The sequence below is a fragment of the Micromonospora sp. NPDC005806 genome (assembly GCF_042871425.1).
Taxonomy (GTDB): Bacteria; Actinomycetota; Actinomycetes; order Mycobacteriales; family Micromonosporaceae; genus Micromonospora.
Genome location: NZ_JBIAIL010000001.1, coordinates 117416 through 143947 on the forward strand (window position 1 = coordinate 117416; position 26532 = coordinate 143947).

At 74.1% G+C, this 26532-nt stretch carries 27 protein-coding genes and 1 pseudogene; 12 read left to right on the forward strand and 16 right to left on the reverse strand.

Annotation, left to right across the window (positions count from 1 at the left end; all coding sequences use genetic code 11):
* Positions 1-50: 50 nt before the first annotated feature.
* Complete coding sequence (locus ACFYOS_RS00550; protein ID WP_387134345.1) at positions 51-434, reverse strand: nuclear transport factor 2 family protein; 384 nt, start codon at positions 432-434, stop codon at positions 51-53.
* Positions 435-630: 196 nt separating this feature from the next.
* Between ACFYOS_RS00550 and ACFYOS_RS00555 the strand changes: the two genes are divergently transcribed.
* Positions 631-2178: a glycosyltransferase family 39 protein gene (locus ACFYOS_RS00555; protein ID WP_387135208.1), complete on the forward strand. Its 1548-nt coding sequence runs from the start codon at positions 631-633 to the stop codon at positions 2176-2178.
* 61 nt (positions 2179-2239) lie between these two features.
* Here ACFYOS_RS00555 and ACFYOS_RS00560 read toward each other — a convergent pair whose 3' ends face one another.
* Together ACFYOS_RS00560 and ACFYOS_RS00565 are read right to left on the reverse strand one after the other, a co-directional pair.
* Complete coding sequence (locus ACFYOS_RS00560; RefSeq protein ID WP_387134348.1) at positions 2240-3787, reverse strand: histidine kinase N-terminal domain-containing protein; 1548 nt, start codon at positions 3785-3787, stop codon at positions 2240-2242.
* A 25-nt stretch (positions 3788-3812) separates the two neighbouring features.
* A complete protein-coding gene (locus tag ACFYOS_RS00565) occupies positions 3813-4844 on the reverse strand; it encodes an SIS domain-containing protein (RefSeq protein ID WP_387135210.1) in 1032 nt (343 codons plus the stop codon).
* A 181-nt stretch (positions 4845-5025) separates the two neighbouring features.
* Here ACFYOS_RS00565 and ACFYOS_RS00570 point away from each other — a divergent pair, with 181 nt between their 5' ends.
* Positions 5026-6846, forward strand: coding sequence for a tetratricopeptide repeat protein (locus ACFYOS_RS00570; RefSeq protein ID WP_387134350.1), 1821 nt, complete (start codon positions 5026-5028; stop codon positions 6844-6846).
* Between the two features lie 182 nt (positions 6847-7028).
* Here the strand turns inward: ACFYOS_RS00570 and ACFYOS_RS00575 are convergent, their stop codons facing one another.
* On the reverse strand, positions 7029-8618 hold the full coding sequence (locus ACFYOS_RS00575; protein ID WP_387134352.1) for an MDR family MFS transporter: 1590 nt from the start codon (positions 8616-8618) through the stop codon (positions 7029-7031).
* Positions 8619-8732: 114 nt separating this feature from the next.
* On the opposite strand from ACFYOS_RS00575, the pseudogene ACFYOS_RS00580 reads away from it, so the two are divergent.
* Positions 8733-9414: pseudogene (locus tag ACFYOS_RS00580) on the forward strand (TetR/AcrR family transcriptional regulator).
* Here the strand turns inward: ACFYOS_RS00580 and ACFYOS_RS00585 are convergent.
* Positions 9312-9812: a GNAT family N-acetyltransferase gene (locus ACFYOS_RS00585; protein ID WP_387135213.1), complete on the reverse strand. Its 501-nt coding sequence runs from the start codon at positions 9810-9812 to the stop codon at positions 9312-9314. The pseudogene ACFYOS_RS00580 and the gene ACFYOS_RS00585 sit on opposite strands and share 103 nt — an antisense overlap.
* 8 nt (positions 9813-9820) lie before the next feature.
* Positions 9821-10042: a biotin/lipoyl-binding carrier protein gene (locus ACFYOS_RS00590; RefSeq protein WP_387134354.1), complete on the reverse strand. Its 222-nt coding sequence runs from the start codon at positions 10040-10042 to the stop codon at positions 9821-9823.
* 224 nt (positions 10043-10266) lie between these two features.
* Between ACFYOS_RS00590 and ACFYOS_RS00595 the strand changes: the two genes are divergently transcribed.
* The gene (locus ACFYOS_RS00595) at positions 10267-10341 is read left to right on the forward strand and encodes a 50S ribosomal protein bL37 (RefSeq protein WP_369752275.1); all 75 of its coding nucleotides are present in this window, start codon (positions 10267-10269) and stop codon (positions 10339-10341) included.
* A gap of 93 nt (positions 10342-10434) precedes the next feature.
* Here ACFYOS_RS00595 and rsrA read toward each other — a convergent pair whose 3' ends face one another.
* From rsrA to ACFYOS_RS00620, 5 genes are all read right to left on the reverse strand, one after another.
* Positions 10435-10722 carry a mycothiol system anti-sigma-R factor gene (gene rsrA / locus ACFYOS_RS00600; protein ID WP_387134357.1) on the reverse strand — a complete coding sequence of 96 codons (288 nt, stop codon included), beginning with the start codon at positions 10720-10722 and terminating at the stop codon, positions 10435-10437.
* A 2-nt stretch (positions 10723-10724) separates the two neighbouring features.
* Positions 10725-11531: a sigma-70 family RNA polymerase sigma factor gene (locus ACFYOS_RS00605; RefSeq protein WP_387134359.1), complete on the reverse strand. Its 807-nt coding sequence runs from the start codon at positions 11529-11531 to the stop codon at positions 10725-10727.
* Positions 11532-11766: 235 nt separating this feature from the next.
* Positions 11767-12384 carry an alpha/beta family hydrolase gene (locus ACFYOS_RS00610; RefSeq protein ID WP_387134362.1) on the reverse strand — a complete coding sequence of 206 codons (618 nt, stop codon included), beginning with the start codon at positions 12382-12384 and terminating at the stop codon, positions 11767-11769.
* A 201-nt stretch (positions 12385-12585) separates the two neighbouring features.
* Positions 12586-12978 (reverse strand): WhiB family transcriptional regulator, encoded by a 393-nt coding sequence (locus ACFYOS_RS00615; RefSeq protein ID WP_387134364.1) that lies wholly within the window; start codon positions 12976-12978, stop codon positions 12586-12588.
* Between the two features lie 211 nt (positions 12979-13189).
* The gene (locus ACFYOS_RS00620) at positions 13190-13900 is read right to left on the reverse strand and encodes an SOS response-associated peptidase (RefSeq protein ID WP_387134366.1); all 711 of its coding nucleotides are present in this window, start codon (positions 13898-13900) and stop codon (positions 13190-13192) included.
* Positions 13901-14002: 102 nt separating this feature from the next.
* On the opposite strand from ACFYOS_RS00620, the gene aroA reads away from it, so the two are divergent.
* Genes aroA through ACFYOS_RS00640 form a run of 4 tightly spaced genes read left to right on the forward strand, consistent with a single transcriptional unit; the run spans position 14003 to position 18217 of the window.
* Positions 14003-15304, forward strand: a complete 1302-nt coding sequence (gene aroA / locus ACFYOS_RS00625) for a 3-phosphoshikimate 1-carboxyvinyltransferase (protein ID WP_387134368.1) — start codon at positions 14003-14005, stop codon at positions 15302-15304.
* Entirely contained in the window at positions 15274-16461 is a 1188-nt protein-coding gene (gene rsgA / locus ACFYOS_RS00630) for a ribosome small subunit-dependent GTPase A (RefSeq protein ID WP_387134370.1), read from the forward strand. The genes aroA and rsgA overlap by 31 nt, the downstream gene beginning before the upstream one ends.
* Before the next feature lie 16 nt (positions 16462-16477).
* Complete coding sequence (gene hisN, locus ACFYOS_RS00635) at positions 16478-17287, forward strand: histidinol-phosphatase (protein ID WP_387134373.1); 810 nt, start codon at positions 16478-16480, stop codon at positions 17285-17287.
* A gap of 60 nt (positions 17288-17347) precedes the next feature.
* Positions 17348-18217, forward strand: coding sequence for a hypothetical protein (locus ACFYOS_RS00640; protein WP_387135216.1), 870 nt, complete (start codon positions 17348-17350; stop codon positions 18215-18217).
* Between the two features lie 7 nt (positions 18218-18224).
* Here the strand turns inward: ACFYOS_RS00640 and ACFYOS_RS00645 are convergent, their stop codons facing one another.
* Entirely contained in the window at positions 18225-19475 is a 1251-nt protein-coding gene (locus ACFYOS_RS00645) for a glycosyltransferase (protein WP_387134376.1), read from the reverse strand.
* 235 nt (positions 19476-19710) lie between these two features.
* On the opposite strand from ACFYOS_RS00645, the gene ACFYOS_RS00650 reads away from it, so the two are divergent.
* The 3 genes from ACFYOS_RS00650 (at position 19711) to ACFYOS_RS00660 (ending at position 22150) form a co-directional block, all read left to right on the forward strand.
* Positions 19711-20712 (forward strand): SDR family oxidoreductase, encoded by a 1002-nt coding sequence (locus ACFYOS_RS00650; RefSeq protein WP_387134378.1) that lies wholly within the window; start codon positions 19711-19713, stop codon positions 20710-20712.
* Complete coding sequence (locus ACFYOS_RS00655; RefSeq protein WP_387134380.1) at positions 20709-21497, forward strand: ATP-binding protein; 789 nt, start codon at positions 20709-20711, stop codon at positions 21495-21497. The genes ACFYOS_RS00650 and ACFYOS_RS00655 overlap by 4 nt, the downstream gene beginning before the upstream one ends.
* Positions 21498-21577: 80 nt before the next feature.
* The gene (locus ACFYOS_RS00660) at positions 21578-22150 is read left to right on the forward strand and encodes a DUF5709 domain-containing protein (protein WP_387134382.1); all 573 of its coding nucleotides are present in this window, start codon (positions 21578-21580) and stop codon (positions 22148-22150) included.
* 3 nt (positions 22151-22153) lie between these two features.
* Here the strand turns inward: ACFYOS_RS00660 and ACFYOS_RS00665 are convergent, their stop codons facing one another.
* On the reverse strand, positions 22154-22801 hold the full coding sequence (locus ACFYOS_RS00665) for a response regulator (RefSeq protein ID WP_387134384.1): 648 nt from the start codon (positions 22799-22801) through the stop codon (positions 22154-22156).
* Positions 22798-23922, reverse strand: a complete 1125-nt coding sequence (gene macS, locus ACFYOS_RS00670) for a MacS family sensor histidine kinase (RefSeq protein WP_387134386.1) — start codon at positions 23920-23922, stop codon at positions 22798-22800. The genes ACFYOS_RS00665 and macS overlap by 4 nt, the downstream gene beginning before the upstream one ends.
* A 115-nt stretch (positions 23923-24037) precedes the next feature.
* Between macS and ACFYOS_RS00675 the strand changes: the two genes are divergently transcribed.
* Positions 24038-24505 carry an ATP-binding protein gene (locus tag ACFYOS_RS00675; RefSeq protein ID WP_387134388.1) on the forward strand — a complete coding sequence of 156 codons (468 nt, stop codon included), beginning with the start codon at positions 24038-24040 and terminating at the stop codon, positions 24503-24505.
* A 29-nt stretch (positions 24506-24534) separates the two neighbouring features.
* Here ACFYOS_RS00675 and ACFYOS_RS00680 read toward each other — a convergent pair whose 3' ends face one another.
* Both ACFYOS_RS00680 and ACFYOS_RS00685 read right to left on the reverse strand, forming a co-directional pair.
* Positions 24535-25473, reverse strand: coding sequence for a ribose-phosphate diphosphokinase (locus ACFYOS_RS00680; protein ID WP_387134390.1), 939 nt, complete (start codon positions 25471-25473; stop codon positions 24535-24537).
* Between the two features lie 73 nt (positions 25474-25546).
* A complete protein-coding gene (locus tag ACFYOS_RS00685) occupies positions 25547-26380 on the reverse strand; it encodes a phosphoribosylaminoimidazolesuccinocarboxamide synthase (RefSeq protein WP_387134392.1) in 834 nt (277 codons plus the stop codon).
* Between the last annotated feature and the right edge of the window lie 152 nt (positions 26381-26532).

Sequence of the window (26532 nt, forward strand, 5' to 3'; positions counted from 1 at the left end):
CGCGTGCTTCATCCCACATCACGGGCCACGCGGGCCGCATCGAACGGTTGCTACCAGCGTTCGACGAGATGTTCTCGTCCCGCCGGCGGGTCATAGGACTCGGGCCAGTAGTCAGTGACCCGGTTGATGAGCCCCTGCTCGGACACCTCAAGCCAGACGCAGGCGTCCTGCCGCTCGGCGGCCACCCGAACATCGAGCCACAGGGCGGCCAGCCGGCCATCGGCGACCACGCGACGCGGCTGTAGGTGCCAGTCCCCCGGGTATTCGATGTTGAACTGGAGGAACCTGGACCGGCCGCGGATCCGCTCGCGCGTCTGCGGCATCTCATAGACCACGTCCTCGGCGAGCACGGCAGTCAGCCGTGGCCAGTCACGGTGTTCGAGGCTGTCGACGTACTCAGCGGCGACCTGCCGGGTCCTGGCCGTCTCATCCATGCGGCAGACGCTAGCCGACACGTGGGACGGCTCCTGGTCGCGGCGCGGCGTCGGACGCGCTGGGCAGGAGTTGTCGCACGCCGGACCCCGTGGTTGTGTGACGCTGCGAGATGTGACCGTCTCTTCAGGTTCGCGGCCCAGCGGGGACGGCGCTCCGGTGGTCGGCGGGCCGGCCGACTCAGCGTGGCGGGCGAGACTGGCGTGGCTCTGGCCAACGCTGCTCACGCTGGTCGTCACCACGACCGGGGTGGGCCGGGCTCAGCTGTGGCGGGACGAGCTGGCGACCTGGAGCGCGGCCACCCGACCGGTCCGAGACCTGGTTCGGCTGGCCGGCACCATCGACGCCGCAACCGGGCCGTACTACCTGCTCATGCATGGCTGGGTCGGGGTGTTCGGCGACTCCGCGACCGCGCTGCGGCTGCCCTCGGTGCTGGCCATGGCGGTGGCGGCCGGGCTGACCGCCCGACTCGGCGAGCGGCTGGTCGACGCCCGGGTGGGGCTCCTCGCCGGGCTGCTCTTCGCCGTCCTCCCCGGCACCTCCCGGTACGCCCAGGAGGCCCGCCCGTACGCGCTGGCCACGCTCTTCGCGGTGCTCGCGACTCTGTTGCTGGTCGAGGCGCTGCACCGGCCCACCTGGACGCGGTGGGCCGGGTACGCCGCGGCCGTCGCCGCCCTCGGGCTGAGCCACCTGATAGCACTCACCCTGCTCGCCGCCCATGCGGTGGCGGTGCTGCTCGTCGCGTGGCGCGGCAGGACGTCGATCGGCCCCGGCGCGCCGGCCCCTGCCCCCGCAGACCCGGCCGGTGACCGCACGGTGGGGAACCGAGCGGCCGAGGACCGAACGGCCGGCGAGCAGGCGGAGGGCGAGCAGCCGCCGGCCGACCGGGCGGACGGCGGTCCGCGTCCCGGGCTGGTCTGGCGGTGGCTGGTCGCCTTGCTGCCGGCCGCGCTGCTGGTCACCCCGCTGGTGCTGGTCGCCCGGGGGCAGCGGTCCCGGCAGCTCGACTGGGTGAACCTGGACCGCCTGGGTGACCTGGCGGCGCTGCCCGGCGGGGTGGCGCAGAGCGGGGTGGTGGGCGGGCTGTTGGTCGGACTCGCCGCGCTCGGCGCGGTACGGCTCGGCCGGCGGGCGCTGCTGCCGGGCGCCGCGATCCTGCTGCCCGTGCTGCTGCTCTTCGCCGCCGGGGCGCTCGTACCGCTCTGGGTGACCCGGTACCTGCTCTTCGCCGTACCGTTCGCCTGCCTGCTGGCCGGGGCGGCGCTGGCCGGCGTACGCCTGGCACCGGCGGTCGCCGTGGTCACCCTGGCCGGGCTCCTCGGCCTGCCCGACCAGGCGGCGCTGCGCCGTACGCACGAGTGGCCGCGCAGCGCCCCCGTCGACTACCGGGGTGCGGCCCGGGTCATCGCCGAGCACGAGCAGCCGGGCGACGCAATCGTCTTCTCGCCCCGCCACAGTTGGCGCTTCCTCGACCTGGGGATCGCGTACCACCTGGGGTCGCGGCAGCCCCGCGACGTGCTGCTGGTCCGCGACCAGCGGCAGCGCGCGGACTTCTGGGCCAGCGAGTGCGACCGCCCGGCGGAGTGCCTGGCCGGAGTGGAGCGGGTCTGGTTGGTGGTCTCCGGCCGGCCGGCCGACCCGCTGGCCGCGGTCCCTGGTGCCAAGGGACAGGCCCTCCGCGACACCTTCACCGTCCAACAGGTCACGCCCCCGCCCGGCATCACCGTCGCCCTGCTCACCCGCTGACCCGGCCACCGCCCGCCGCCCGTCGGGATCCGCGGATCCTGGGAGCGCGGGGGCGTGCCGGTCAGGTGGTGAGGCGGTCGGTGGTGTCGCGGGACAGCGGGACGACCAACCTGGCCTCGGTGCCGCCCTCGGCGCCGTTGCGCAGCTCGATGGTGCCGCGCAGCTCCCCGGTGACCAGGGCCCGGACGATCTGCAGGCCGAGGTTGCCGCCCCGTTCGGCGTCGAACTGCTCGGGCAGGCCGCGCCCGTTGTCGGCGACGGAGACGTGCAGCTGCTTGCGGAACCGGTGCGCGGAGACCACCACCTCTGGTTCCGCCGCGCCCTCCGCCCGGGCCGCGCCCTCCTCCCCGGCCGGCGGGAACCCGTGCTCCACCGCGTTGAGCAGCAGCTCGTTGAGGACCATCACCAGCGAGGTGGCGATCTCGGCGGGCAGTACGCCGAAGCTGCCCTGCCGGCGCATGCCGACGGTCACCTCGGTGGCCGCGACCTCGGTGGCCGCGCTGGCCACCCGGTCGACGATGCCGTCGAACTCGACCGCCTCGTCGCTGGACAAGGAGAGCGTCTCGTGGACCAGCGCGATGGAGGCGACCCGGCGTACCGACTCCTCCAGGGCGACCCGGGCCTCGGGCATGGCGACCCGGCGGGCCTGGAGGCGGAGCAGCGCGGCGACGGTCTGCAGGTTGTTCTTCACCCGGTGGTGGATCTCCCGGATGGTGGCGTCCTTGGTGATCAGGGCGCGGTCGCGGCGGCGTACCTCGGTGATGTCGCGGACCAGCACCAGCGCGCCGATCGGCACGCCGGCCGGCATCAGCGGCAGTGCCCGGGTCAGCATGGTGGCGCCGCGGGCGTCGATCTCCCGCCGGGGCGGGGAATCGCCGCGCAGCGCGGCCAGCACCGCGTTGCCGGCGTCGGTGCCTTCCAGCGGGTCGCCGGCCAGCCGGCGGTGCAGCTTGGCCAGGTCCTCCCCGACCAGGTGGGAGGCGTAGCCCAGCCGGCGGTACGCGGACTGCGCGTTCGGGCTGGCGTAGGTGACCTTCCCGTTGGCGTCGAGCCGGACCAGGCCGTCGCCGACGCGGGGCGCGGAGGTGGTCTCGCCGGGGTGCCGAGGCGGCGGGAAGGTGCCGTCGGCGATCATCTGGGCCAGGTCGTCGGCGGTGGTCAGGTAGTTCAGCTCGAGCTGGCTGGGCGTCCGCGCGGTGGAGAGGTTGGTGTCCCGGCCGACCACGGCGATGATCTCGCCGGACTCCCCGTCGGTGCCGCGCAGCCGGACCGGGACCGCCTCGTGCCGGGCGGGCACGTCGCCGTACCAGACCGGGTCGCCCTCCCGCCAGATCCGGCCCTGCCGGTGGGCCACCTCCAGGTGCGCCACCTCCAGCCCGCCGACGATCCGCCCGACCTGGTCGTCGAGGTACGTGGTCGGCGCGGTCGTCGGGCGGACCTGGGCCACGCAGAGGTACGTGCCGTCGCCGTCCACCGGCACCCACAGCAGCAGGTCGGCGAAGGACAAGTCGGAGAGGAGCTGCCAGTCGCCGGCGATCCGGTGCAGGTGGTCGATGTCGGCCGGCCGGAGCTGGGTGTGCTCCTCGGCGAGGTCGCGCAGCGTGGACACGCTCAACAGCGTGCCACGCCGGGCCTCACATCGTCGCCGTGACCTTTTTCAAGCCGCGCGGGGCGTCCGGATCCTCGCCGCGGGCCAGCGCGAGGGCGAGCGCGAGCCGCTGGAGCGGGAGGATGTCCAGCAGCGGGGCGTACCGCTCGTCGACGTCGGGGACCGCCATCCGGGCGGTCGCCTCGACGTCGGCGGAGCCGACCACCACCACGTCGGCCCGGCGCTCGCCGAGCCGGGGCAGCACCTCCTGCATCGACCGCCCGCCGGGGCCCGAGCCGACCACGGCGAGCACGGGCACGTCCGGGTCGGTCATCGCGAGGGGGCCGTGCAGCAGGTCGGCGCCGGAGAAGGCGAGCGTGGGCAGGTACGAGGTCTCCATCAGCTTGAGCGCCGCCTCCCGGGCGGTCGGGTACGCGTATCCCCGGCCGGTGGTGACGAGCTGGGCGGCGAACCGGTAGCGCGGGGCGAGCCGGGCCGGGGTGTCGTCGGCCAGGGTGCGTTCGGCCAGCTCGGGCAGGCGGGCGAGGGCGGCTCGCTCCTCGGCGGGGAGCACGCCGTCGCCGGCGCGTACCCCCTCGACCAGCATCAGCAGCGCGAGCAGCTCGGCGGTGTAGGTCTTGGTGGCCGCCACGGCGCGCTCGTGTCCGGCGGCGATGTCGACGCTCAGCTCGGCGGTCCGCACCAGCGGCGAGTCCGGGTTGTTGGTGACCGCGAGGGTGAGCGCGCCGGAGGCCCGGGCCACCCGCAGCACCTCGGCCAGGTCGGGCGAGCCGCCGCTCTGGCTGACGCCGACGACCAGGGCGTCGGAGAGGTCCGGCCGGGCACCGTAGACAGTGATCGCGCTGGGCGAGGCGAGGCCGGCGGGCAGGCCGAGCCGGATCTCGGTCAGGTACGCCGCGTAGAGCGCCGCGTGGTCGGAGGTGCCCCGGGCGGTGAAGACCACGTGGCGGGGCCGACGCTCGGCGATCACCGCCGCGACCCGGGCGATGGCCCCGGCGTGCTCGGCGGAGAGCAGACGGTCGTAGCCGGCCGGCTGCTCGTCGATGTCGGCCGCCATGCCGACCCCTGGACGCGTCACCTGAGACCCCCTCCTGCGCGATTCCCGCGCGAACTGTGCTCAGTCTTGCATCTTTAGGCCGCTATGAGCAATGGAACGAACAGTAGTGCGCAGTGGATCACCATGCCGACCCGTGATCCCCTACGCTTGCCCGGCTGACGGACACCACCGAGAGGACCACGTGCCCGAGGACTCCGCGCTCTCCGCCGAGGAGGAGCTCGCGCTCGCCCGGCTGGCGCTGGACGAGGGGGACCTGCCGCACGCCGCCAGCCACGTCGCCGCCGCCCTCGTCCAGGCCCCGACGCTCCCCGAGGTGCACGAGACGCTCGCCCGGGTGAACGCGGCCAGCGGCGGGGACCTGGAGCTCTTCCCACTCGGCCACCACGCCTTCGTCGGTGCGGTGGTGGCCCGCGCCCACCTGCTCGCCGCCGCCGGTCGCCCCGCCGAGGGGCTGGACCTGCTGGCCGCGGCCACCGGCTACGCGCGCGGCGCCGACTGGGCCGGCGTCCCCTGGGTGACCGCGCCCGAGCTGCCCGAACGGCTCGACCCCGAGCGCACCGCCCGGATCCTCATGCAGATCTGCACGGCGGTGCCCGACCCGGTGCCCCGCCGGCTGCGCGACCCGCTGCGGCCGTACCTCACGCTGGCCCGCAACGCGGTCACCGTGCACCCCGGCCACCCGCTGCTGCTGGGGGCGGCGTCCGCGCTGGCCCGGCGCCTCGGCGAGGTCGCCCTCGCCGTCACCTGGGCCGCCCGCGGGGTACGCGCACAGCCCACCAAGCTCGGCGAGGTCTGGCTCGGGTACGCGTACCGCAGCGCCGGACGAACCCGGGACGCCCTCGCCGCGCTCGGCCGGGCCGTCGCACACGACCCCGACGACCTCGCCGTCTACGCGGACATCGCCGGCACCCTCGCCGACCACGGCCGGCTCGACGAGGCGCTGGACTGGACCGAGCGGGCGCTGGCCCGCGACCCCACCTTCGACTGTGCGGTGCACACCGCGCACCGGCTGCGCTTTCAGCGCGACGGGGACGTGGCCCACCTGGTGGCCCTCGCCGACTTCGTCCGGGACCACCCGGACGACAGCCACGAGCACGGCGACCTGGCCGAGTGCTGCCGCAGCCGTCCCTGGCTCGGGCAGGTGACCCCGGCCGGCGGGCCGGTGCTGGACGCGCTGCGCCGGGCCCTCGCCGCCGAGGGCGCCGCCCGGGTCGCCGTACGCCTCGACGCGCTCGAACCACCGAGCGCCATGCGGACCGCGACGGCGGCCGTACCGGGGCTGGACGTCGAGGTGGCCGCGGTGGCCGACCCGGACCCGCGGGAACCCCGCCGGGCCACGACCTGCCAGCTCTGGCGGTACGAGGGCACCACCGCCGCGCCCATCGTGCCCACGCCCTCGGCGGAGGCGGCGGAGCGGATCCAGCAGCTCGCCCACCCGGCCTGGCCCCACCCACCGGCCGCCTACGACGCCGCGGTGGGACTGGCCACGGTGGACCTCGCCGACCTGCTCGGCCTGCTGGTGCACCCGCCTGAGGCGCCGGCCACCGCGCTGGGCCGGGTGCTCGCCGGCCAGGACCCGTCGCTCTGGGTCCGATGCGTGCAGGTCTGGGCCTGCCTCGGCCTGCTGCACCACCGCACCGACGAGCCCTGGGCCGGGTCGACCCGCCGCCGGGTGCTGCTGGAACTGGTCTGGGGCGTGGAGGACTGGATCACCGAGGCGGCCCTCTTCGCCCTGGTCACCGCCGCTTGGGTGGACCCCGCCGTACGCCCCGACGTGGCCCGGGTGGTGGCCGAGCGGCTCGCCGACGTGGCGGCCGTGGCCCGCGAGCGCCGGGTGCCGATCGCGGTGTCGCTGGCCCACCTGGCCCTGGCCACCCCCGACCTCGACCCGCCCACCCGCGACCTGGCCCACACCCTGATCACCGGTCCTCCGGCAGCCAGCCCGGCCGGCGTCTGGCGCCGCCTGTGGCGCCGTCTCACCGCCCTCCTCCACCGCCCCTGACCCACCCCGACGCCGACGCGCTCGGCGAAGATCCGCCCCTGATTCACGGAAAGCGGCCCTATCCCGGCCGCCAAAGACACTCTTTTCCGTGAATCTGCACGGGTCTTCAGTTTGGGGGTGGACAGACGGCGCGGCCACGCCGCACCCCAGGTGGGGCGGGCGTGGCCGCGACGGAGGGTGGGTCAGGCGACGGGGGCCTTGCCGAGGGCGATTTCGGCCTCGTCCTCGGGGGTGGCGCCGGCGGGCGGGGCGTCGTTCGCCGAGCGGAGCGGGACCTCCTTGATGAACCAGGCGAGCACCGGGACCACCGCGGTGAAGAGCACCGCCCACAGGAAGACGTGGGAGATGCCGTCGGCCAGGGCGCCGAGGACCAACTCCCGCACCGGCCCAGTCAGTTCCTTGAGCTTCGCCAGGTCCATGCCGCGGCCCTCGCCCGAGCCGCCGCTGAACGCGCCGCCCCCGGCGGAGTCGGCGAGCCGGTTGGCGAAGATCGCGCCGAAGAGCGAGATGCCGAACGAGCCGCCGATGGACCGGAAGAAGGTGGCCGCGCCGCTCGCCGCGCCCAGGTCCTTCTGCTCCACGCTGTTCTGTGCGATCAGCATCGAGGTCTGCATGAGGAAGCCCATGCCGACGCCGAGGACGATCATGTAGAGCGAGGACTCGGCCTTGCTGGTGTCGACATCGAGCCGGGTCAGCAGGCCCATGCCGGCGGTCATCGCCACGCCACCGATGATCGGGAAGGCCCGGTAGCGGCCGGTCTTCGTGATCGCCCGGCCGACCACCAGCGAGACCACGAGCATGCCGAACATCAGCGGGAGCAGCAGCAGGCCGCTGTTGGTGGCCGAGGCGCCCTGCACGGTCTGCTGGAACAACGGCAGGAAGTTCATCGCACCGAACATGGCGAAGCCGAGCAGGAAGCCGATCACCGAGATGAGGGCGAAGTTGCGGTTGGCGAAGAGCCCCAGCGGCAGGATCGGCTCGGGGGCCCGGCGCTCGACGAAGCCGAAGCTCACCAGGGCGACCACGGCGAGCGCGGCGAGGCCGAGGATCTGCGGCGAGGTCCAGTCGTACTCGTTGCCGCCCCAGGTGGTGATCAGCACGATCGCGGTGATGCCGGCGGAGAGCAGGCCGGCCCCCAGCCAGTCGATCTTGTGCTCGGTGCGGTACTTCGGCAGGTGCATGGTGGTGGCGAGGACCAGCAGGGCGACGCCGCCGAGCGGCAGGTTGACGTAGAACGCCCAGCGCCACGAGAGGTGGTCGGTGATGAAGCCGCCGACCAGCGGACCGGCCACCATGGCGATGGCCATGATGCCGGCGATCATGCCCTGGTAGCGGCCCCGCTCGCGGGGCGGCACCAGGTCACCGATGATCGCCATGACGCCGACCATCAGGCCACCGGCGCCGAGGCCCTGGACGGCCCGGAACGCGATCAGCTCGACCATGCCGTCCTCGACGCCGCCGAACATGCTGGACCCGGACATGCCGCAGAGGGCCGAGCCGATCAGGAAGATGACCACCGAGGTGAGGAAGACCGCCTTGCGCCCGTAGAGGTCGCCGAGCTTGCCCCAGATCGGGGTGGAGACGGTGGTGCCCAGGACGTACGCGGTGACCACCCAGGTGAAGTGGTCGACGCCGCCGAACTCGCCCACGATCCGGGGCAGCGCGGTGCTGACGATCATGTTGTCGAGCATCGCGAGCATCATCGCGATCATCAGGCCGAACAGCACCACCCGGACATTGGGTCTCGCTACCGTCTGTGTTGGTTGACTCATGGGTAAGCTCCCCCGAAGATCTGTGACCGACTTACTTGCCGCCCGGCTAGTTACCTTACTAGCCGCACGGTAAGTTGGACAGCAAAAGTCGGTCAAGCGAGTTAGGTGGTTCAGGTGAGGGAGAGCACAGGCGGCACGCGGGCGCGGATCCAGTCCGTCGCGCTGGAGCTCTTCACCGAGCAGGGCTACGAGAAGACCTCGCTCCGGGAGATCGCCGAGCGGCTGGGCGTGACCAAGGCCGCCCTCTACTACCACTTCAAGAGCAAGGACGAGATCGTCAACAGCTTCGTCGAGGACCGGCTGCGCCGGATGGACGAGCTGATCGAGTGGGCCCGGACCCAGCCGGCCAACCTGCAGACCCGGCACACGCTGATCAGCCGGTATGCGGACACCATGTTCTCCGACGAACTGCCCGCGGTGATGCGCTTCTTCGAGCAGAACCAGACCGTGCTGAAGAGCCTCGCCGCCGGGATGCAGATGCGGGACCGGATGATGCAGCTCGCCAACGAGCTGTGCCGGGGCGACGAATCGCCGGAGGCCCAGCTCCGCGCCGCGCTCACCATTTTCGCCGTGCACAGCAGCTGGTTCGCGGTCCGCACCCCGGGCATCACCGACGAGGAGCGCCGGAAGATCTCCCTCCAGGTCGCGGACGAGCTGCTCGCGAAGATCGCCGACGGCGACTGACGGGCCGGGTCAGCCGCGCCCGGTCAGGTCCAGGCGGAGCCCCAGCAGCTCGACGCCCGGCAGCGGGCACCAGTCCTTCTCCGGCACCCGGACGAACCCGAGCCGCTCGTAGAGCCGGTGCGCCGTCGCGGCCATCCCGCTGCGTACGCAGATCACGACGGCCGAGCAGCCGAACTCGACGGCCCGGGCCACGCAGGCCCGAACCAGGGCCGCGCCGGCGCCGCGGCCCTGCGCGGCCGGGTCGACCGCGAGCATCCGGAACTCCGCCTCGCCGGGCCCGGCGAGTTCCGCGTACGGGGTGCCGGCCAGCACGAACGTCACCGCGCCCAGCACCGCCCCGGACGCCTCGTCGACAGCGACCAGCACCTCGCCGGTATCCGCCCGGGTGGCCACGTCGGCGAGCACCGCACCGTAGCCATTCCCGCCCTTGAGCTGCCCATCCGCCTCGTAGGCGGCGACCGTCAGGCGGGCCACCGCCGGATGGTCCGCCGGCTCGGCCCGGCGGACCATCAGGCCGCTCAACCGATCACCGCGATCAGGTCGCCGTCCTGCACGACGTCACCCTCGTTGACGGCGATCTGCTGCACCACGCCGTCGGACTCGGCGACCACCGGAATCTCCATCTTCATCGACTCCAGGATCACCAGCGTGTCCCCCTCGGACACGGTGTCCCCGGCCGACGCGACGACCTTCCAGACGTTCGCCACCATCTCGGCGCGGATCTCCTCGGCCATTCCCACGGCCCTCCCTCTCCACCGGTCTGCCTGCGAACGGTATCCAATCATGGCGTGGGTCACGCCCGAACCCCTGACCGCCGGCACGCCGGAATGCGCCCCACCGGACCCCTGCCGGCACCGCCGGCACTAGCATCAGCGGGTCGGTTCCCGGCACATCCGGCGGACCGCTACGCGACCTCCGCCGCGCTCGCCGCGGCCGGACCGTGACCAGCACAAGGAGGCAGAGCATGGCGAAGAAGGCCCGCAAGAAGAAGGCCCGCAAGAAGAGCAGCGCGAACCACGGCAAGCGCCCCAACTCCTGATCGGCGCGCCCGATCAGGGCCCCCGGGCCGGACACACCGGTGGCCCGGGTCCGAACGGACCCGGGCCACCGGTGTCTTCAGCTTGTGTCGCGCTCAGTCGGCGAGTTCGCGGGACTCCGTGGTCTCGAAGACCACCAGCTCGGTCAGGCGCACCCGCAGCCGCTCGCGCAGCTGTTCCGGCGCGACCTCGTTGCCGCAGCAGCGGGCCACCAGCGCCTTCACCTCCTGCTCGATGCCGTACTCACGCAGGCAGCCCCCGCACTCTTCCAGGTGGGTCCGGATCAGGACGCGCCGCTCCTCCGCGCACTCCAGGTCCAGGTAGAGATAGACCTCCGCGAGCACCTCACGGCAGTCCGTCTCGTGCGGCTCTCCACAGCTCATGGTCACACCTCCCGGCCGGCGGCGGCGGTCGAACCCTTCGACGGTGCGGCGCTGAAGCCCCGCTCCGCCGCGTACTGCTCGAGCAGCTTGCGCAGATTACGTCGACCGCGGTGCAGCCGCGACATCACGGTGCCGATCGGCGTGCCCATGATGTCGGCGACCTCCTTGTAGGAGAAGCCCTCGACATCGGTCAGGTAGACGGCCAGGCGGAACTCCTCCGGCAACTGCTGGAGGGCCTCCTTGACGTCGCTGTCCGGCAGCCGGTCCAGCGCCTCGGTCTCCGCCGAGCGCAGCCCGCTGGACGTGTGCGACTCGGCCTCGGCGAGCTGCCAGTCGGTGATCTCGTCCGTGGGCGCCTGGACGGGCTGGCGCTGCCGCTTCCGGTAGGAGTTGATGTAGGTGTTGGTCAGGATCCGGTAGAGCCAGGCCTTCAGGTTGGTGCCCTGCTCGAACTGGTGGAAGGCCGCGTACGCCTTCAGGTACGTCTCCTGGACCAGATCCTCGGCATCCGCCGGGTTGCGCGTCATCCGCAGCCCGGCAGCGTAGAGCTGATCGACGAAGGGCATCGCGTCCCGCTCAAAGCGGGCCCTGCGCTCGTCCGTCTTCTCGGTGGTCAACCGCACATCCCCTCGCGTCGGATGCTTTCCCGCCGAGGATACGCGTACCCACCTGCCGACAGATTCACTTCCAGACTCTGTGCTGGTGCTCACGGCCGACGCCGCCGCGGGCCACTCCGGCGCGTCGAGCAACTGCCTGAGCTGCCGCGCGTCCCGTTCGTCCCGCTCCCGGCTCCGTGTCTCGGTCGGCACCGGTCACCCCCCTCGGCTGGAAATGTCGTCCAGGGGTAGTAACGCGCGGCACGGTCCGGCACATTCCGTCGCCACCCCGCCGTTCCTGGTCCCGACCTCGGCCGCGAACCGACGCTGGGACCAGGAAGGGCCTGGGAGGTGGTACCGATACGCCCGAACCGGGCGCTCCGGTACCAACCGATCCAACGAACCGCCGCCACCCCCGGTCACGCCCCACTCGCCAGCGTCGGCGGAGTCAGCCGGGTGTCCAGCCCCGGGCGCGCAGCCAGTCGCGGACCACGGCGGCGGTGCCTGCCGGGTCACCCCGCAGGTCGTGTCGTTCGCCCGGGCGGACCACCACCGCCACGCCCGGGCCCGGCTCCGGGACGCCGAACGGATCGCGGTCGCCGTTGACCACCAGGGTGGGCAGGCCGGTGCGGAGTTCGTCGGCACGCGAGCGCTCCGGACGCCCCGGCGGATGCAGCGGGAAGGCGAGCGCGACCACACCGGCCGCGCCGACCGAACCGGCGGTGCGGCAGGCGACCCGGGCGCCACTGGAGCGCCCACCCACTACCCAGCGGGACACCGTCGGGTGGCGTTCCCGGAGCGCGGCCAGCACCGCTCGCCAGGCCTCGTCGAGGTGCCCGGCCGGGGCGGGCGCCCGCCGGCCGGCGACCCGGTACGGCTGGGTCACCCGGACCACGCCCACCCCGGCCTCGACGACCGCGTCCCGGACCGCGATCAGGTCCGGGGCGTCCACGTCACCGCCCGCACCGTGGCCGAGCACCAGCAGGGTGGCGCATCCCGCGCCGGGCAGGTCGGTGTCGACCCGGGCCGGGCCACGGGGCGTCTCGATCTCGTCGCCGTGCCGCACCGGCCCATTCTGCTTCCCGGGCCGAGACGCCCGACGCCGACCGGCGCAGATGCGCCGCAGTAATCACTCTGCGTCCCGGGCCTCCCGGTCGGGACGGCGAACGGCGCGCCGGAACGCGGGACGCGCGGCCGCGGAGCGCGGAATCCGCCGGAAATGCCGCCGCCCGCATCCCGGACGGGAACGCGGGCGGTGGAATCGCGGTCAGCTCAGCGGCACCAGGGTGAGCAGTCGGTCGCGGACCGGCGGACCGGCCTCGTCGACGGCATCCGGATCCGGCTGCACCTCGCTGCGCCAGGCGACCAGCATCGCCCGGCGCTCGCGCGGCGTGGTGCCGCCCCAGACGCCGTGGCAGTCGCCCACCTCCAGCGCCCAGGCCAGGCAGGACCCCTGGACGTCACAACTGCGGCAGAGCGCGACGGCCGCGTCGGCCGGTTCGTTGGGCGCCGGAAAGAACGTCTCCGGATCCACGCTCCGGCAGGTTCCTCTGGTCCGCCACGCATCGTCCTGTCGCCGTTCGCGCAACGCCCGCAGCAGTCGCGGGTCTCGTCGCGCGGCGGCCACTTCGTGCGGGCGGGGCATACGTGCCCGTGTCAATACACCCACCTCCCCCGTGGGACCGGCAGTGATCATGGGAGATCGATGGGTGCCATCCGCCCCGTGCGAACAGACGCCCAACACCGGCGCTGTGTTCTATCGCACTTGGTGACGCGGAGACAAGACTCTATCCGCAAACATGGCTAAACGGCCGGGCGACGTTTCAGGCGTAACCCCGGCAAATCAGCACACGACAATGTGCCGACAGTGCTCAGAAGAGGGTCATTTCCGTGACGGCCTCCTCGCGCGCCAGGGGAACCCGGACAGTGAGCCCGGGACCGTCGTTGCGGACGTCGCCGACCGCCGGGGAGACCGGGCGGACCTCCAGTCCGGCGAGCCACTCCGGCGCCGGCGGGGCGAGCAGCGCGGCCGGATCACCGGTCGAGCCCAGCCAGGCCGCCCATCGCTCCCGGGGGAGCAGGAGCGGCATCCGGTCGTGCACCTCGGCCAGCTCGCCGACCGCCGCGGTGGTCAGCACGCTGAAGGTGAGCAGCTCCGCGGCCGCCGCCTCCCGGACCGACCAGATGCCGGCAAAGGCGAGCACCGAGCCGTCCGTCGGGGTCATGTAGTAGGGCTGCCGCCGGCCGCCCGGCTCGCGGACCCACTCGTACCAGCCGTCGGCCGGGACCAGGCAGCGCCGGCGGGCGAAGGACGGGGCGTACGCGCGGCTGGTGGCGACGGTCTCCGCCCGCGCGTTGATCATGCGGGTCGCGCTCGAGGCGCTACGGGACCAGTGCGGCACCAGGCCCCACCGGCCGACGGAGAGCAGCCGGTGCCCCTCCGGCGCCGACCGGACGAGCGGCACCGGATCGGTCGGGGCGACGTTCCAGTCCGGGCCGATCCCGCCGCCGGTCTCGTCGTACGACTCGAACAGCGCGCTCAGGTCGCCCGCACTCCGGCTCGTCGCGTACCTCCCGCACATGGCCCACACGCTAACGCGCCTCCGGCGTCCCGGCTGTCCCGACAGCCGGGAGCTGGGACGACTGGCGGTTCCACCGGCTCCGGGAGTTGGCACAATGTGAGCGTGGGGAATCTGACCGCGACGCGTCCGCCGCAGCCGTGGACCGCACCGACCGCCTCCGATCCGGTCGGCGCCACGCTGCGCCTGCCCGGGTCCAAGTCGATGACCGCCCGGGCCCTGGTGCTCAGCGGCCTGGCCAGCGGGCCGTCGACGCTCGACCGCCCGCTGCGCGCCCGGGACACCGAGCTGATGGCCGGCGGGCTGCGCGAACTGGGCGCGCACGTCTCGGTCTCGGACGACGAGCGCTGGCTGGTCCGGCCGCACCAGCTGGTCGGCCCCGCCCACGTCGACGTCGGCCTGGCCGGCACGGTGATGCGCTTCCTGCCGCCGGTGGCCGGCCTCGCCGAGGGGCGGGTCACCTTCGACGGCGACCCGCAGGCCCGGGTCCGCCCGCTCGGCCCGCTGATCGGGGCGTTGCGCTCCCTCGGCGTGCGGATCGACACCCCGGAGACCGGCAGCCTGCCGCTGGCCGTCCTGGGCACCGGGCGGGTCGCCGGCGGCGAGGTGGTCATCGACGCCTCCGCCTCCAGCCAGCTCGTCTCCGGCCTGCTGCTGGCCGCGCCGCGCTTCGACCGGGGCGTGGTGGTCCGGCACCAGGGCGCCCCGGTGCCGTCCGCCCCGCACCTGCGGATGACCGTGCAGATGCTCCGGGCCGTCGGAGCGGCGGTCGACGACACCACCCCCGACGTCTGGACGGTCGAGCCCGGCCCGCTGACCGGGCGGGGCTGGGAGATCGAGCCCGACCTCTCCGGCGCGGCGCCGTTCTTCGCCGCCGCGCTGGTCACCGGCGGCGAGGTGACCCTCCAGGGCTGGCCGCGCAGCAGCATGCAGCCGGTCGAGCAGCTCCGCGCCCTGCTGACCCGGATGGGCGGCGAGGTGACGCTCGGCACATCGGGGCTGACCGTCCGCGGCACCGGCGCGGTGCACGGGCTGGACGCCGACCTCTCCGACGTCGGCGAGCTGACCCCGGTGCTCACGGCGCTGACCCTGCTGGCCGATTCGCCGTCCCAGCTGACCGGGATCGGGCACATCCGGGGGCACGAGACGGACCGGATCGCCGCGCTGGCCAAGGAGTTCACCGCGCTGGGCGCGGACATCACCGAGACCGCCGACGGGCTGGCGATCCGGCCCCGCCCGCTGCGCGGCGGCACCTTCCGGACCTACGCCGACCACCGCCTGGCGCACGCCGCGGCGGTGGCCGGGCTGGCCGTACCCGGCGTCGAGGTCGACGACGTGGCGTGCACCTCGAAGACCATGCCGGAGTTCCCGGCACTATGGTCGGGGATGGTGACCGGCAAGAACTGACCCGACGGGGGGATGTCCTGGCGACCAGGCGGCGGGAGTACGACGAGGACGACGTCCGGGTGCGACCCGGCAAGTCCTCGCGCCCGCGTACCCGGACCCGGCCCCGGCACGAGAACGCGGTCGACGGGTTCGTGATCGCCGTCGACCGGGGCCGCTACACCTGCGTGCTCCCCGACGCCGGGTCGGACGCCCTGACCGTCACCGCGATGCGCGCCCGTGAGCTGGGCCGCAAGTCGGTGGTGGTGGGTGACCGGGTCGGGCTGGTCGGCGACACCTCGGGCCGGCCCGGCGCATTGGCCCGGATCGTCCGGATCGCCGAACGCAGCTCGGTGCTGCGGCGGACCGCCGAGGACGACGCCACCACGGCCGAGGGGCGGCTGGAACGGGTGGTCGTCGCCAACGCCGACCAGCTGGTGATCGTCAGCGCGCTGGCCGACCCGCCGCCGCGCACCGGGTTCATCGACCGCTGCCTGGTGGCCGCGTACGACGCCGACATCGAGCCGCTGCTCTGCCTGACCAAGGCCGACCTGGCCGGCCCGGAGGCGGTGCTCGACTACTACACCGAGCTGGAGCTGCCGTACGTGCTGATCCAGCCGGACTCCGACCTGGACGCGCTGCGCGCGCTGCTCGCCGGCCGGATCTCGGTCCTGGTCGGGCACTCCGGGGTGGGCAAGTCGACGCTGGTCAACCGGCTCGTGCCGGAGGCGGAGCGGGCGGTCGGCTCGGTCAGCGCGATCGGCCGGGGCCGGCACACCTCGACCAGCGCGGTGGCGCTGCGGCTCCCGCCCGCACCCGGGGCCGACGGCGACCTCCGGCAACTCCAGCTCGGCGCGTCTGACGCCGCGCCGCGACCTGGAGCCGCCGCAGGGTGGATCATCGACACCCCCGGGGTACGCAGCTTCGGGCTGGCACACGTCTCCGCGGACAGCCTGCTGCACGGCTTCCCCGACCTGGTCGAGGCGACCGTCGACTGCCCGCCGAACTGCCCGCACACCGCCGACGCGCCGGACTGTGCGCTGGACGGCTGGGTGGCCGCCGGCAAGGCCGACCCGCGCCGGCTGGCCTCGTACCGTCGGCTGCTGGCCTCCCGCAGCGGCGAGGGCGACCCTCGCGGGGAGTCCGACCAGCGGAACCCCGGGGATCCCCTCGACCGCTGACAGCTAGTTTGTCCGCATGACCCGGTACGCCGACGACCTCGCCCTCGCCCACCGGCTCGCCGACGCCGCCGACGCGATCTCCACGGTCCGGTTCCGCGCCCTGGACCTGCGGGTCGAGTCGAAGCCGGACCTGACCCCGGTCTCCGACGCGGACACCGCCGTGGAGCGGCAGATCCGGGCCCTGCTGGCCGACCATCGACCCGGTGACGGCCTGCTCGGCGAGGAGTACGGCGAGCTGCCCGCGGCCGGCCCGGACGGCCGGCGCTGGGTGGTCGACCCGATCGACGGCACCAAGAACTTCGTCCGGGGCGTACCGGTCTGGGCCACTCTGATCGCCCTGCTCGAGGGGGACCGCCCGGTCCTCGGCCTGGTCTCCGCCCCGGCGCTGGGCCGGCGCTGGTGGGCCGCCCTCGGCGGCGGCGCGTACGCCGGCCCCGACCTGGCCTCGGGCGCGCCGATCCGGGTCTCCGGCGTCGCGGGCCTGGCCGACGCCAGCTTCTGCTACTCGTCGCTGACCGGCTGGGAGGCGGCGGGCCGATTGGACGCCATGCTCCAGGTCATGCGGGACGTCTGGCGCAGCCGGGCGTACGGCGAATTCTACGGCTACATGCTGCTGGCCGAGGGGGCACTGGACGTGATGGTGGAGCCGGAGTTGTCGCTCTGGGACGTCGCGGCGCTGGTGCCGATCGTCACCGAGGCGGGCGGGACGTTCACCGACCTGTCCGGAGCTCCGGCACCGGCCGGCGGGGAGAACAGCGCGATCGCCACCAACGGCCCGCTACACGACGACATCCTGGCCCGGCTCGGCCGGCCGGCCGAGCACTGACCCGGCGACAGCCTCTATCCTCGCCAGGTGGTGTCCTCTGGTTGGTGCTTCCTGGCGACGATGATCGTCGCGTACGGCTTCGCCAACCTGCTCCAGTCGGTGGCCGCGGCGCGGACCACCGTGCACCACACCTTCGACCCCGGGCTGCTGCTCCGGCTGGCCAGCCACCGCACCTACCTGGTCGGGCTGCTGTGCCAGGTCACCGGCTTCGTGCTGGCCTTCCTGGCCCGCCGTGACCTGCCGCTGTTCCTGGTCCAGGCCAGCGTGGCGGCCGGGCTCGGGGTGACGGCGGTCATCGGGGTGGTGGTGCTCAAGTGGCGCCTGCCGGCCGCCGAGATCGCGCTGCTGGTGCTGCTCTTCGGCGGGATCACCGCGCTGGTGCTGGCCGCCGAGCCGGCGCCGTCCCGGCAGCTCGGCGCGGCCGGGCTGCTCGGCCTGGCGGGCGCGCTCGTGGTGATCTCCGTACTCGGGTTCTTCGCCGCCCGGCTGCACGGGCCACCAGGCTCGGTGGCGCTCGGCTCGCTGGCCGGGATGGCGTTCTCCGCCGCGGCGGTGGCCGCCCGGCCGCTCGCCTCGGCCGACACGGCGGAGGCGTTCGTCCGCGACCCGCTGCTCTACCTGCTGGTCGCCCACTCGGTGGTCGGGCAGCTCCTGCTCGGCCTGGCCATGCAGCGCGGCTCCACCACGGCGGCGGTGGCCGCGATGGACGCCGCCGGCGCGGTGCCCGCGGCGATCGTCGGCCTGCTGCTGCTCAACGACCGGATCTGGCCGGGGCGGGAGTGGCTGGCCGGGGTCGGCTTCCTGGCCACGCTGGTCTCGGTGGTCGGCCTGACCCGCTACGCGGAGCCGCAGCACCACCACGCGGTCGCCCGCGACCGGGAGCGCCCGATGATCGGCGCCGGCGCCCCCGCCGCCCGGCCTCGCCGCTGAGCGGGCTCTAGGCCGCTTCGACGGGACCGCGCACCTCGGCCGCCTCGACGGGCTGGCGCGCCTCCGCCGCCTCGACCGGCCGGCGGCGACCGATCACCCGCTCGTAGAGCCGCTCCAGCGCCGCGGCGGTCCGTTCCCAGGTGTAGGTGCACCGGACCCGGTCCACCGCGGCATGCCCGTACGCGAACCGCCCGGCGTTGTCGGCGAGCAGCCGGCGCAGGGTGACCCCGAGGGTGCGTACGTCCCCGGGCGGGACCAGCTTGCCGGTGACCTCGTCGACCACCGCGTCGGCGATGCCACCCATCGCGTAGCCGACCACCGGCACACCGCACGCCATCGCCTCCAGCGACACCCGCCCGGCGGACGAGTAGTGCGGGGTGCAGGCGACCACGTCGGCGGAGCGGTACCAGGTGGCCATCTGGTCGTGCGGCACCGCGCCCACCAGCTTCACCTGCTCGGCCACCCCGTTCTGCTCGGCCAGCTCGTGCAACCGGCGGGCCTCGGCGTGGTGGGCGAGCTGCTCGGCGGGTGGGCCGCCGGCGATCACCAGCTCGGCGTCGCCGACCAGCCGCATCGCCCGGATCAGGTCGTCCTGGCCGTGCCCGGGCGCCAACCCGCCGACGGAGAGGATGCGGGCCCGCTGGTCCCGGGGCGCCGCCTCGCCGTCCGGGTGGAACTGCCCGGTGTCCACCCCGGTCGGCACCATCGCCACCGCGGTGCGTTGCAGCCCCATCCGGGTCAGCTCGTCGACCTCGTCGTTGCACTGGGCGACCGCGATGTCGACCGCCCGGGTCAGCGCCCGTTCCAGCGGGATCCGCTCCCCCGGCCCGTCGTACCGCCGGCCGAGGTGGCGCAGCTGCTCGACGCCGAGCGAGTGAAAGGTCTGCACGACCGGAATGTCGGTTTCACGTACGGCGTTGGCGGCGGCCAGCCCACCGAGCCAGTAGTGCCCGTGCACGACCTCCGGCGCCCACTCGCCGGCCCAGCGCCGGGCCAGCCAGCCGCCGAACTCCGCCACGTACGGCACCAGCTCGGCGGTGGGCAGCGGGGCGGGCGGGCCGACCGGCACGCGCTCCAGACCGTAGCCGTCCACCTCGGCGGACTCCGGCTGGCCCGGCTCGTCGCGGCGCTCGTACACCCGGACGTCGTGACCCCGTGCGACGAGTTCGGCCGCGACCCGCGCGATGTGCTGGTGCGTACCGACGGTCGGACCGTCGACGGACGGGCCGGCGTGCGCGCACACAAGGCCGACGCGCATGGTGCACCTCCATGCGTTCTCGCGAGCGGTGGTCCTCCGGTCAGAGGGTCCCATTAACCCGGCCCCGGTGCGCCGAAACCTGGCAGATCGGGATCGGTCCGACGCACCGCGCCGGGCTGGGACACCCCGACGTTCCGCCAGCTTCGGGACACCTGCCCGGAACCGCCCCCGGGTCGACCGTGATCCGGGCTACCGCGGCGGCATGACCGGCCCGGACCGGGGGTACGGGCGAAGAATGCCTCTCACCCGCACCCTCGACGACGCGACGGTGGTGATCACCGGCGCCTCCAGCGGGATCGGCGCGGCGACGGCGTACGCGTTGGCCCGCCGGGGCGCCGACGTGGTGCTGGCGGCCCGGACCGAGCCGGCGCTGCGCCAGGTCGCCGCGCACTGCCGGGAGCTGGGCGGGCGGGCGCTGATCGTGCCGACCGACGTGACCGACCCGGAGGCGGTGCGGCAGCTCGCGGCGCGGGCGGCGGCGGAGTTCGGCCGGATCGACGCCTGGATCAACAACGCGGCGGTGAGCGCCGTCGGGCTCTTCGACGAGATCCCGGTCGAGGAGTTCCGCCGGGTGGTGGCGGTTAACCTGCTCGGTGCCGTGTACGGGACGAAGGCGGCGCTGCCCTGGCTGGACGCGTCCGGCGGCGGCGTCCTGGTCAACAACGCCTCCGTGCTGGCCGAGGCGGCGATGCCCTACCAGTCGGCGTACAACGCGAGCAAGCACGGCATCCGCGGGCTGGCGGACACGGTCCGGCAGGAGCTGCGGGTCACCGGGCGCGGCAACATCTCCATCTGCACCGTGCTGCCAGCCAGCATCGACACCCCGTTCTTCCGGCACGCGGCCAACCACAGCGGGCACGAGCTGACCCCGCCCCCGCCGGTCTACCCGCCGGAGGTGGTCGCCGAGACGATCGTCCGGCTGCTACGCCGGCCCCGCCGCGAGGCGTACGCCGGGGGCACGGCCCGGCTGATCGGGTTTCCCTGGCGGCTCGCGCCGGCGCTGGCCGAGCGGGTGCTCGCCTGGTACACCGCGCGCACCCAGTTCGGCCCGGGCGTACGCCTGGACAGCACCGGGAACGTGTTCCGGCCGGGCGCGGAGGCCGAGCGGACCGGCGGCTGGCACGGCCGGCGCCGGCAGCTGCTGCGGATGACGGCGGCCTTCGGGTTGGCCGCGGCGGGCACCGCCGTCGGCACGGCGGCCGCGATGACCCGCCGGTCTAGGGCGGAACGGGCATGAACCCCGTCGACCGGCCCGATGCGCGCCGCCGACCTGGCCTGCACCATGGGACGATCGGGCCGACGGACGTGCGATGCCTGGTGGAGGCGGATGAATCCTCCGCGACCGTCAGGCTGACCGGCGTGCTCGACCTGGCCGGGGCGGACGCCGTCCGCGATGCTCTGCTGGCGCGGCTCTGGCAGCGGCCCGGCCCGGTGATCGTCGACCTGTCGACGGTCCGGGTCGTCGAGCCCGGGGCCCGTGCCGTCGTCGACGACGTGCACCGCACGGTGACCGACTGGCCCGCGGCCGGTCTGCTGGTGCTCGACCCTTCGGGCGACCCCGGGGGCGACGCCCCGGTCTACCGGTCCCTGGACGAGGCGCAGGCCGCGCTGGTCGGCGCGCCGCTGGCGGCCGTGCTCAACGCCGACCTGCCGCCGGTGGTGGCGGCGGCCCGGGAGGCCCGGGCGCTGGTGACCGACGGCTGTGCCCGGTGGGGTGTGCCGGACCTGGCCGAGCCGGCCTGCATCGCGGTCACCGAGCTGGTCAACAACGTGGTCGCCCATGCCGGGACGCCGATGACCGTCCGGGTCGGCCCGCGGGACAGCACCCTGCACCTGGCCGTCCGCGACCATTCCGCCCGGCGGCCGGCGTACGCCGGGCTGGCGCCGCTCACCTCGGCCGGGGGTCGCGGGCTGCTGCTCATCGACACCGTCGCCCGGCGCTGGGGCAGCACGCCGCTGCCGGACGGCAAGGCGGTCTGGTGCGTCCTGCACGCCGAGGACGAGGAGGCGTTCCACGGCTGAGGGCCGGTTTCACCCCCTTCCTCCCGTTCCACCCGCCGGTACGCGGTTAATGCGACGAGCGCAGCGGGTAGTGACCGGTCATGCGCGACGACGAGTACCCCACCCCCGTGTCCGATCCCGAGGCGGAGGGCCTGCCCGACACGGCCGACGACGACTCGACCGCCAACGACGACGTCCTGACCGGGCGCGAGGCGGACGGCCCGGAGCCGGCCCAGCTGCCCAGCGACCGCAACCCGGTGGCCGTGGACCGGTTCGGGACCACCGCCGAGGAGCAGCTCGACGGCGAGTCGCTGGATTACAAGCTCCAGCGGGAGGTGTACGAGCGACCCGCCGACGACCCGCTCGCCGGCCCGGTCGACCCGGACATCGCCGCGGAGGCGGACAGCGAGGAGGCCGCCGCGCAGGCCCAGCTCGACGCCGACGTGATCGACCCGGGCCCGACCTCCGACCCGCACTCGCCGATCTCGATCTACGACCACGGCCAGCTCGGCACCGTGGCCGACCACGAAGTGGGCCGGCTGGTCGAGCCGGACGAGGGCGCGCACACCGACCAGGAGACCGACAACGTCGCGTACGACGCCGGCTCGGCCGGTGGCGGGGCGACCGCGGAGGAACTGGCCGTCCACGAGACCCGACCGCCGGAGTCGCACTGACCGTCAGTCGTCCAGGCCCCGCTCGATGGCGTAGCGGGTCAGCTCGACCCGGTTGTGGAGCTGGAGCTTGCCGAGCGTGTTCTGCACGTGGTTCTGCACGGTGCGGTGGGAGAGCCCGAGCCGCTCGGCGATCTGCTTGTACGACAGGCCCTTGGCCACCAGACGCAGCACCTCGGTCTCCCGTTCGGTGAGCCGCGGTGCCGCGTCGTCCGGGGCGGCGGGCGCGGCGGCCAGCCGGCGGTACTCCCCCAGCACCAGTCCGGCCAGCCCGGGCGTGAACACCGGCTCGCCGGCCGCGGTCCGGCGCACGGCGTCCAGGAACTCGGCCGGCGCGGCCGACTTGACCAGGTAGCCCGTGGCGCCGGCCTTGACCGCGTCCAGCACGCTCTGCGGCTCGCCGCTCGCCGACAGCATCAGCACCCGGACGTCCGGCAGCGCGGCGCGCAGGCCGCGGACCACCTCGACCCCGGAGACGTCCGGCAGTTGCAGGTCGAGCACCACCACGTCGGGGCGGGCCGCCGGGGCCACCCGCACCGCCTGCCGCCCCTCCCCGCTGGTCGCCACCACCAGGTAGCCGGCCTCGGTGAGGTCGCGGGCCACTCCCTCCCGCCACATCGGGTGGTCGTCGACCACCATCACCCGGATGCTCATCGGCCGCTCCTCGGCACGCTCAACTCGATCTCCGTGCCGACGCCCGGGGCGGAGACGATGCGCACCTCGCCGCCCAGGTCGGCCATTCGGCCCCGGATCGACTGCGCCACCCCGAGCCGGCCCTGCGCGGCGGCCTCGGCCAGCCGCCCCTCCGGGATCCCCGGTCCCCCGTCGCGTACCGAGACGGTCACCGTCTCCCCCTCGTCCTCGACCAGCACCCAGGCCCGCCCGCCGGCGTGCCGGGCCACGTTGTCCAGCGCCGCCCCGACCGCGGCGGCCAGCTCCCCGGCCACTCGGCCGGGCAGCGGGACCGGGGTGGCCGGCGCGGCGACCTCGACCGTCGCCGAGGCGTACCGGTCGAGCAGGTCGCGCAGGTCCCGGACGTCCCCCTCGTCGGCCGGCCCGGCGCCGGCGCGGCCGATCAGCGCGCGCAGGGCGGCCTCCTGCTCGCCGGCCAGCCGGGCCAGCTCGCCCGCCTCGCCGTCCAGCTGGGCGCCGCGCCGTTGCACCAGCGCGAGCACCTGGAGCACCGAGTCGTGGATGTCCCGGGCCAGCCGCTCCCGCTCCCGGGTGGCCGCCTCCAGCTCCACCGCCCGTTGCAGCCGCTCCTCGGCGGTGACCGCCAGCCGGGCCACGTGCCCGACCACCACCCCGGCGAGCAGCAGCAGGATCACCCCGGTGAGCGAGGACTGGCTGATCCGCTCCCGGGTGGCCAGGTCGACCCCGCCGAGCACCAGGGCGGCGACCGCGCCGCGCCGCCGGCCGCCGGCGACCGCCCAGGCCAGCACCGGCCCGGCCAGCCAGGCCACGGTCAGGGTGGGCACGCCGGCGGCGAGCGCCACGCGCCCCACCACCCACGGGGTGGCCAGCATGATCGTGAGGACCACCCCGAGGTCGGCCAGGAGCAACGGCCAGCGCCGCCCGGCCGGGCGCGCGTAGCCGGCCGCGGTCACCCCGGTCCAGGCCAGCATGACCAGGAGTACGCCGCCGGCGGCGAGCGGGTGCGCGTACCGGTGGGCGTCGCGGAGGACCAGCAGGCCCACGTACGCCAGCGAGGCGAAGCGGAACACCGCGATGGACCGCCAGAGCGGGACCTCCAGGCCACCCGGGGACGACGGCATGCGCGACACCATCCCACAGTTCGGCCGGGCGGGGGCGGCGGGTGCGACGTGGGAAACCCTGACGTACGGTGGAAATGCCGCGAAAATCGCCGAGACCAACCGCCGGGACGGGGCCATGACGAACGCAGAACCCCCCGCACCGCGTACGGTTGTGCCCATCGAACGTTCCCTTCTCATCGGCGAGGCCTTCGACCAGGGCCGGGTGACCGCGCTACGGCACTCGGTCACCTCCTGCGCGCGGGCCGCCGGGCTGGACGGCCAGCGGCTGGACGACTTCGTGCTGGCGGTCAACGAGCTGATCACCAACGCCGTGCGGCACGGCGGCGGCCAGGGCTGGCTGCGGTTGTGGCGCCAGGCCGAGGAGCTGATCTGCGAGGTCGCCGACCACGGGCACGGGATCAGCGTCCGGCGGCTCAGCGACCGGAGCCGGCCCGCGGCGGACACCGCCGGCGGCTGGGGCCTCTGGCTGGCCCGGGAGCTGAGCGACGCCATGGCGGTCGAGACCGGGGCGGCCGGCACCGTCGTCCGGATCAGCGCCGCGCTGGCCGCCCGGCAGCACATCCCCCGCCCCGCCGAGGGCTGACCCGGACCCGGCGGGCGCGACCGGGCGGTTCACTCGAACAGGGCGCTCACCGACTCGCCGTTGTGGATCCGCCGCATCGCCTCGGCCAGGGCCGGCGCCACCGAGAGCACCTCCAGCTTCGGCACCCGCTTCTCCGCCGGAATCGGCACGGTGTTGGTGCAGACGATCTCCAGCACCCCCTCCTGCTCGCTCAGCCGCTTCAGCGCGCCGCTGGAGAACAGGCCGTGGGTGCAGGCCAGTCGGATCGAGCGGACCTTCCGTTCGCGCAGGTGGGCCATCAGCTCGATCATCGTGCTGCCCTTGGCGATCTCGTCGTCCAGCACGATCACGTCCCGGTCCGCCACGTCGCCGATCACCGTGCTGATCTCGACGCGGTCGTCGCTGTACCGCTGCTTCGCGCCGGCCGCGACCGGGGTGCCGAGCCGCCGGGCGAAGGCGGCCGCCTCCTTGGCGTTGCCCAGGTCCGGCGAGACCACCACCGCGTTGCTCAGGTCGTACCTCTTGAAGTGGGCGGCCAGCTCCCGCAGCGCGTGCAGGTGATCCACCGGGACGCTGAAGAAGCCGTGCACCTGCGGCGAGTGCAGGGTCATCGCGAGCACCCGGTCCGCGCCGGCCGAGGTGAGCAGGTCGGCCACCAGCCGGCCGCCGATGGAGATCCGCGGCGCGTCCTTCTTGTCCGACCGGGCGTACGCGTAGTGCGGCAGCACCACGGTGATCCGCCCGGCCGACGCACCGCGGGCCGCGTCGATCATCAGCAGCAGCTCCACCAGGTGCTCCTGCACCGGCGGCACCAGCGGCTGGATCAGGAAGACGTCCCGCTCCCGGCAGTTCGCCTGCAACTGCACCTCGAGGCAGTCGTTGGCGAACCGGGACACCCGGACCGGGTGCAGCGGTACGCCGAGGTGGGTGCAGATCTCGGCGGCGAGGTCGGGGTGGGCGGTTCCGCTGAAGACGGCAATGTCACGCACGCCTGTTGATCGTACGGGTCGACCGAGGGGAGGCGCGGCACGCTCCGGCAGTTGCGGCGCTGCCGTGGCCGACTCAGTCCCAGCGGTTGCCGGTGAGCTTCTCGTAGACCTCGACGTAGCGGGCCCGGGTCGCCTCGACCACCTCGGCCGGCACCTCCGGGGCCGGCGGCTGCTTGTCCCAGCCGCTCTCGGTGGCCCAGTCCCGGACGTACTGCTTGTCGTAGGAGAACTGGGCGCGGCCCGGCTGGTACGACTCGGCCGGCCAGAACCGGGACGAGTCGGAGGTGAGCACCTCGTCGGCGAGCACCAGGGTGCCGTCCGGCGCCCAGCCCAGCTCGATCTTGGTGTCGGCGACCAGAATGCCCCGGTCGGCGGCGATCTCCGCGCCGCGCCGGTAGACGTCGATGGTGATCTGCCGCAGCCGCTCGGCGGTCTCCGCGCCGAACTTGTCGACCACCTGCGCGTACGTGATCGGCTCGTCGTGCTCGCCCGTGGGCGCCTTGGTCGACGGGGTGAAGATCGGCTCGGCCAGGATGGACGCCTCCACGAGGCCGCGGGTCAGCTCCACGCCGGAGACCGCGCCGGTGCGCTGGTACTCCGCAAAGCCGCCGCCGGTCAGGTAGCCCCGCGCCACGCACTCGACCGGGACCATCTCCAGCCGCTGGCAGCGGATCGCCCGGCCGGCGAACTCCTCGGGCACGTCGGTGGCGGAGATGACGTGGTTCGGCACCAGGTCGGCGAGCTGCTCGAACCACCACAGCGACAGGGCGGTGAGCAGGCGGCCCTTGTCCGGGATCGGGGTCGGCAGCGCCACGTCGTAGACGGAGATGCGGTCGGAGGCGACCAGGATCAGGTCGTCGCCGTCGGCGTACACGTCCCGGACCTTGCCCGAGTGCAGAAGTTCCACGGCGCCTAGTACACCATGGGGCAGGCTGATCTCCCGGTGCGGCCACCGGCCGTCCCGCCCACCCCGGGTCGACGGCGTACGACGCCGACGTTGACACCCTCGCCCGGGGCCTGTGTAAATGGTCCGTCCGCAGCCGCCGCCCGCGCCCCAGG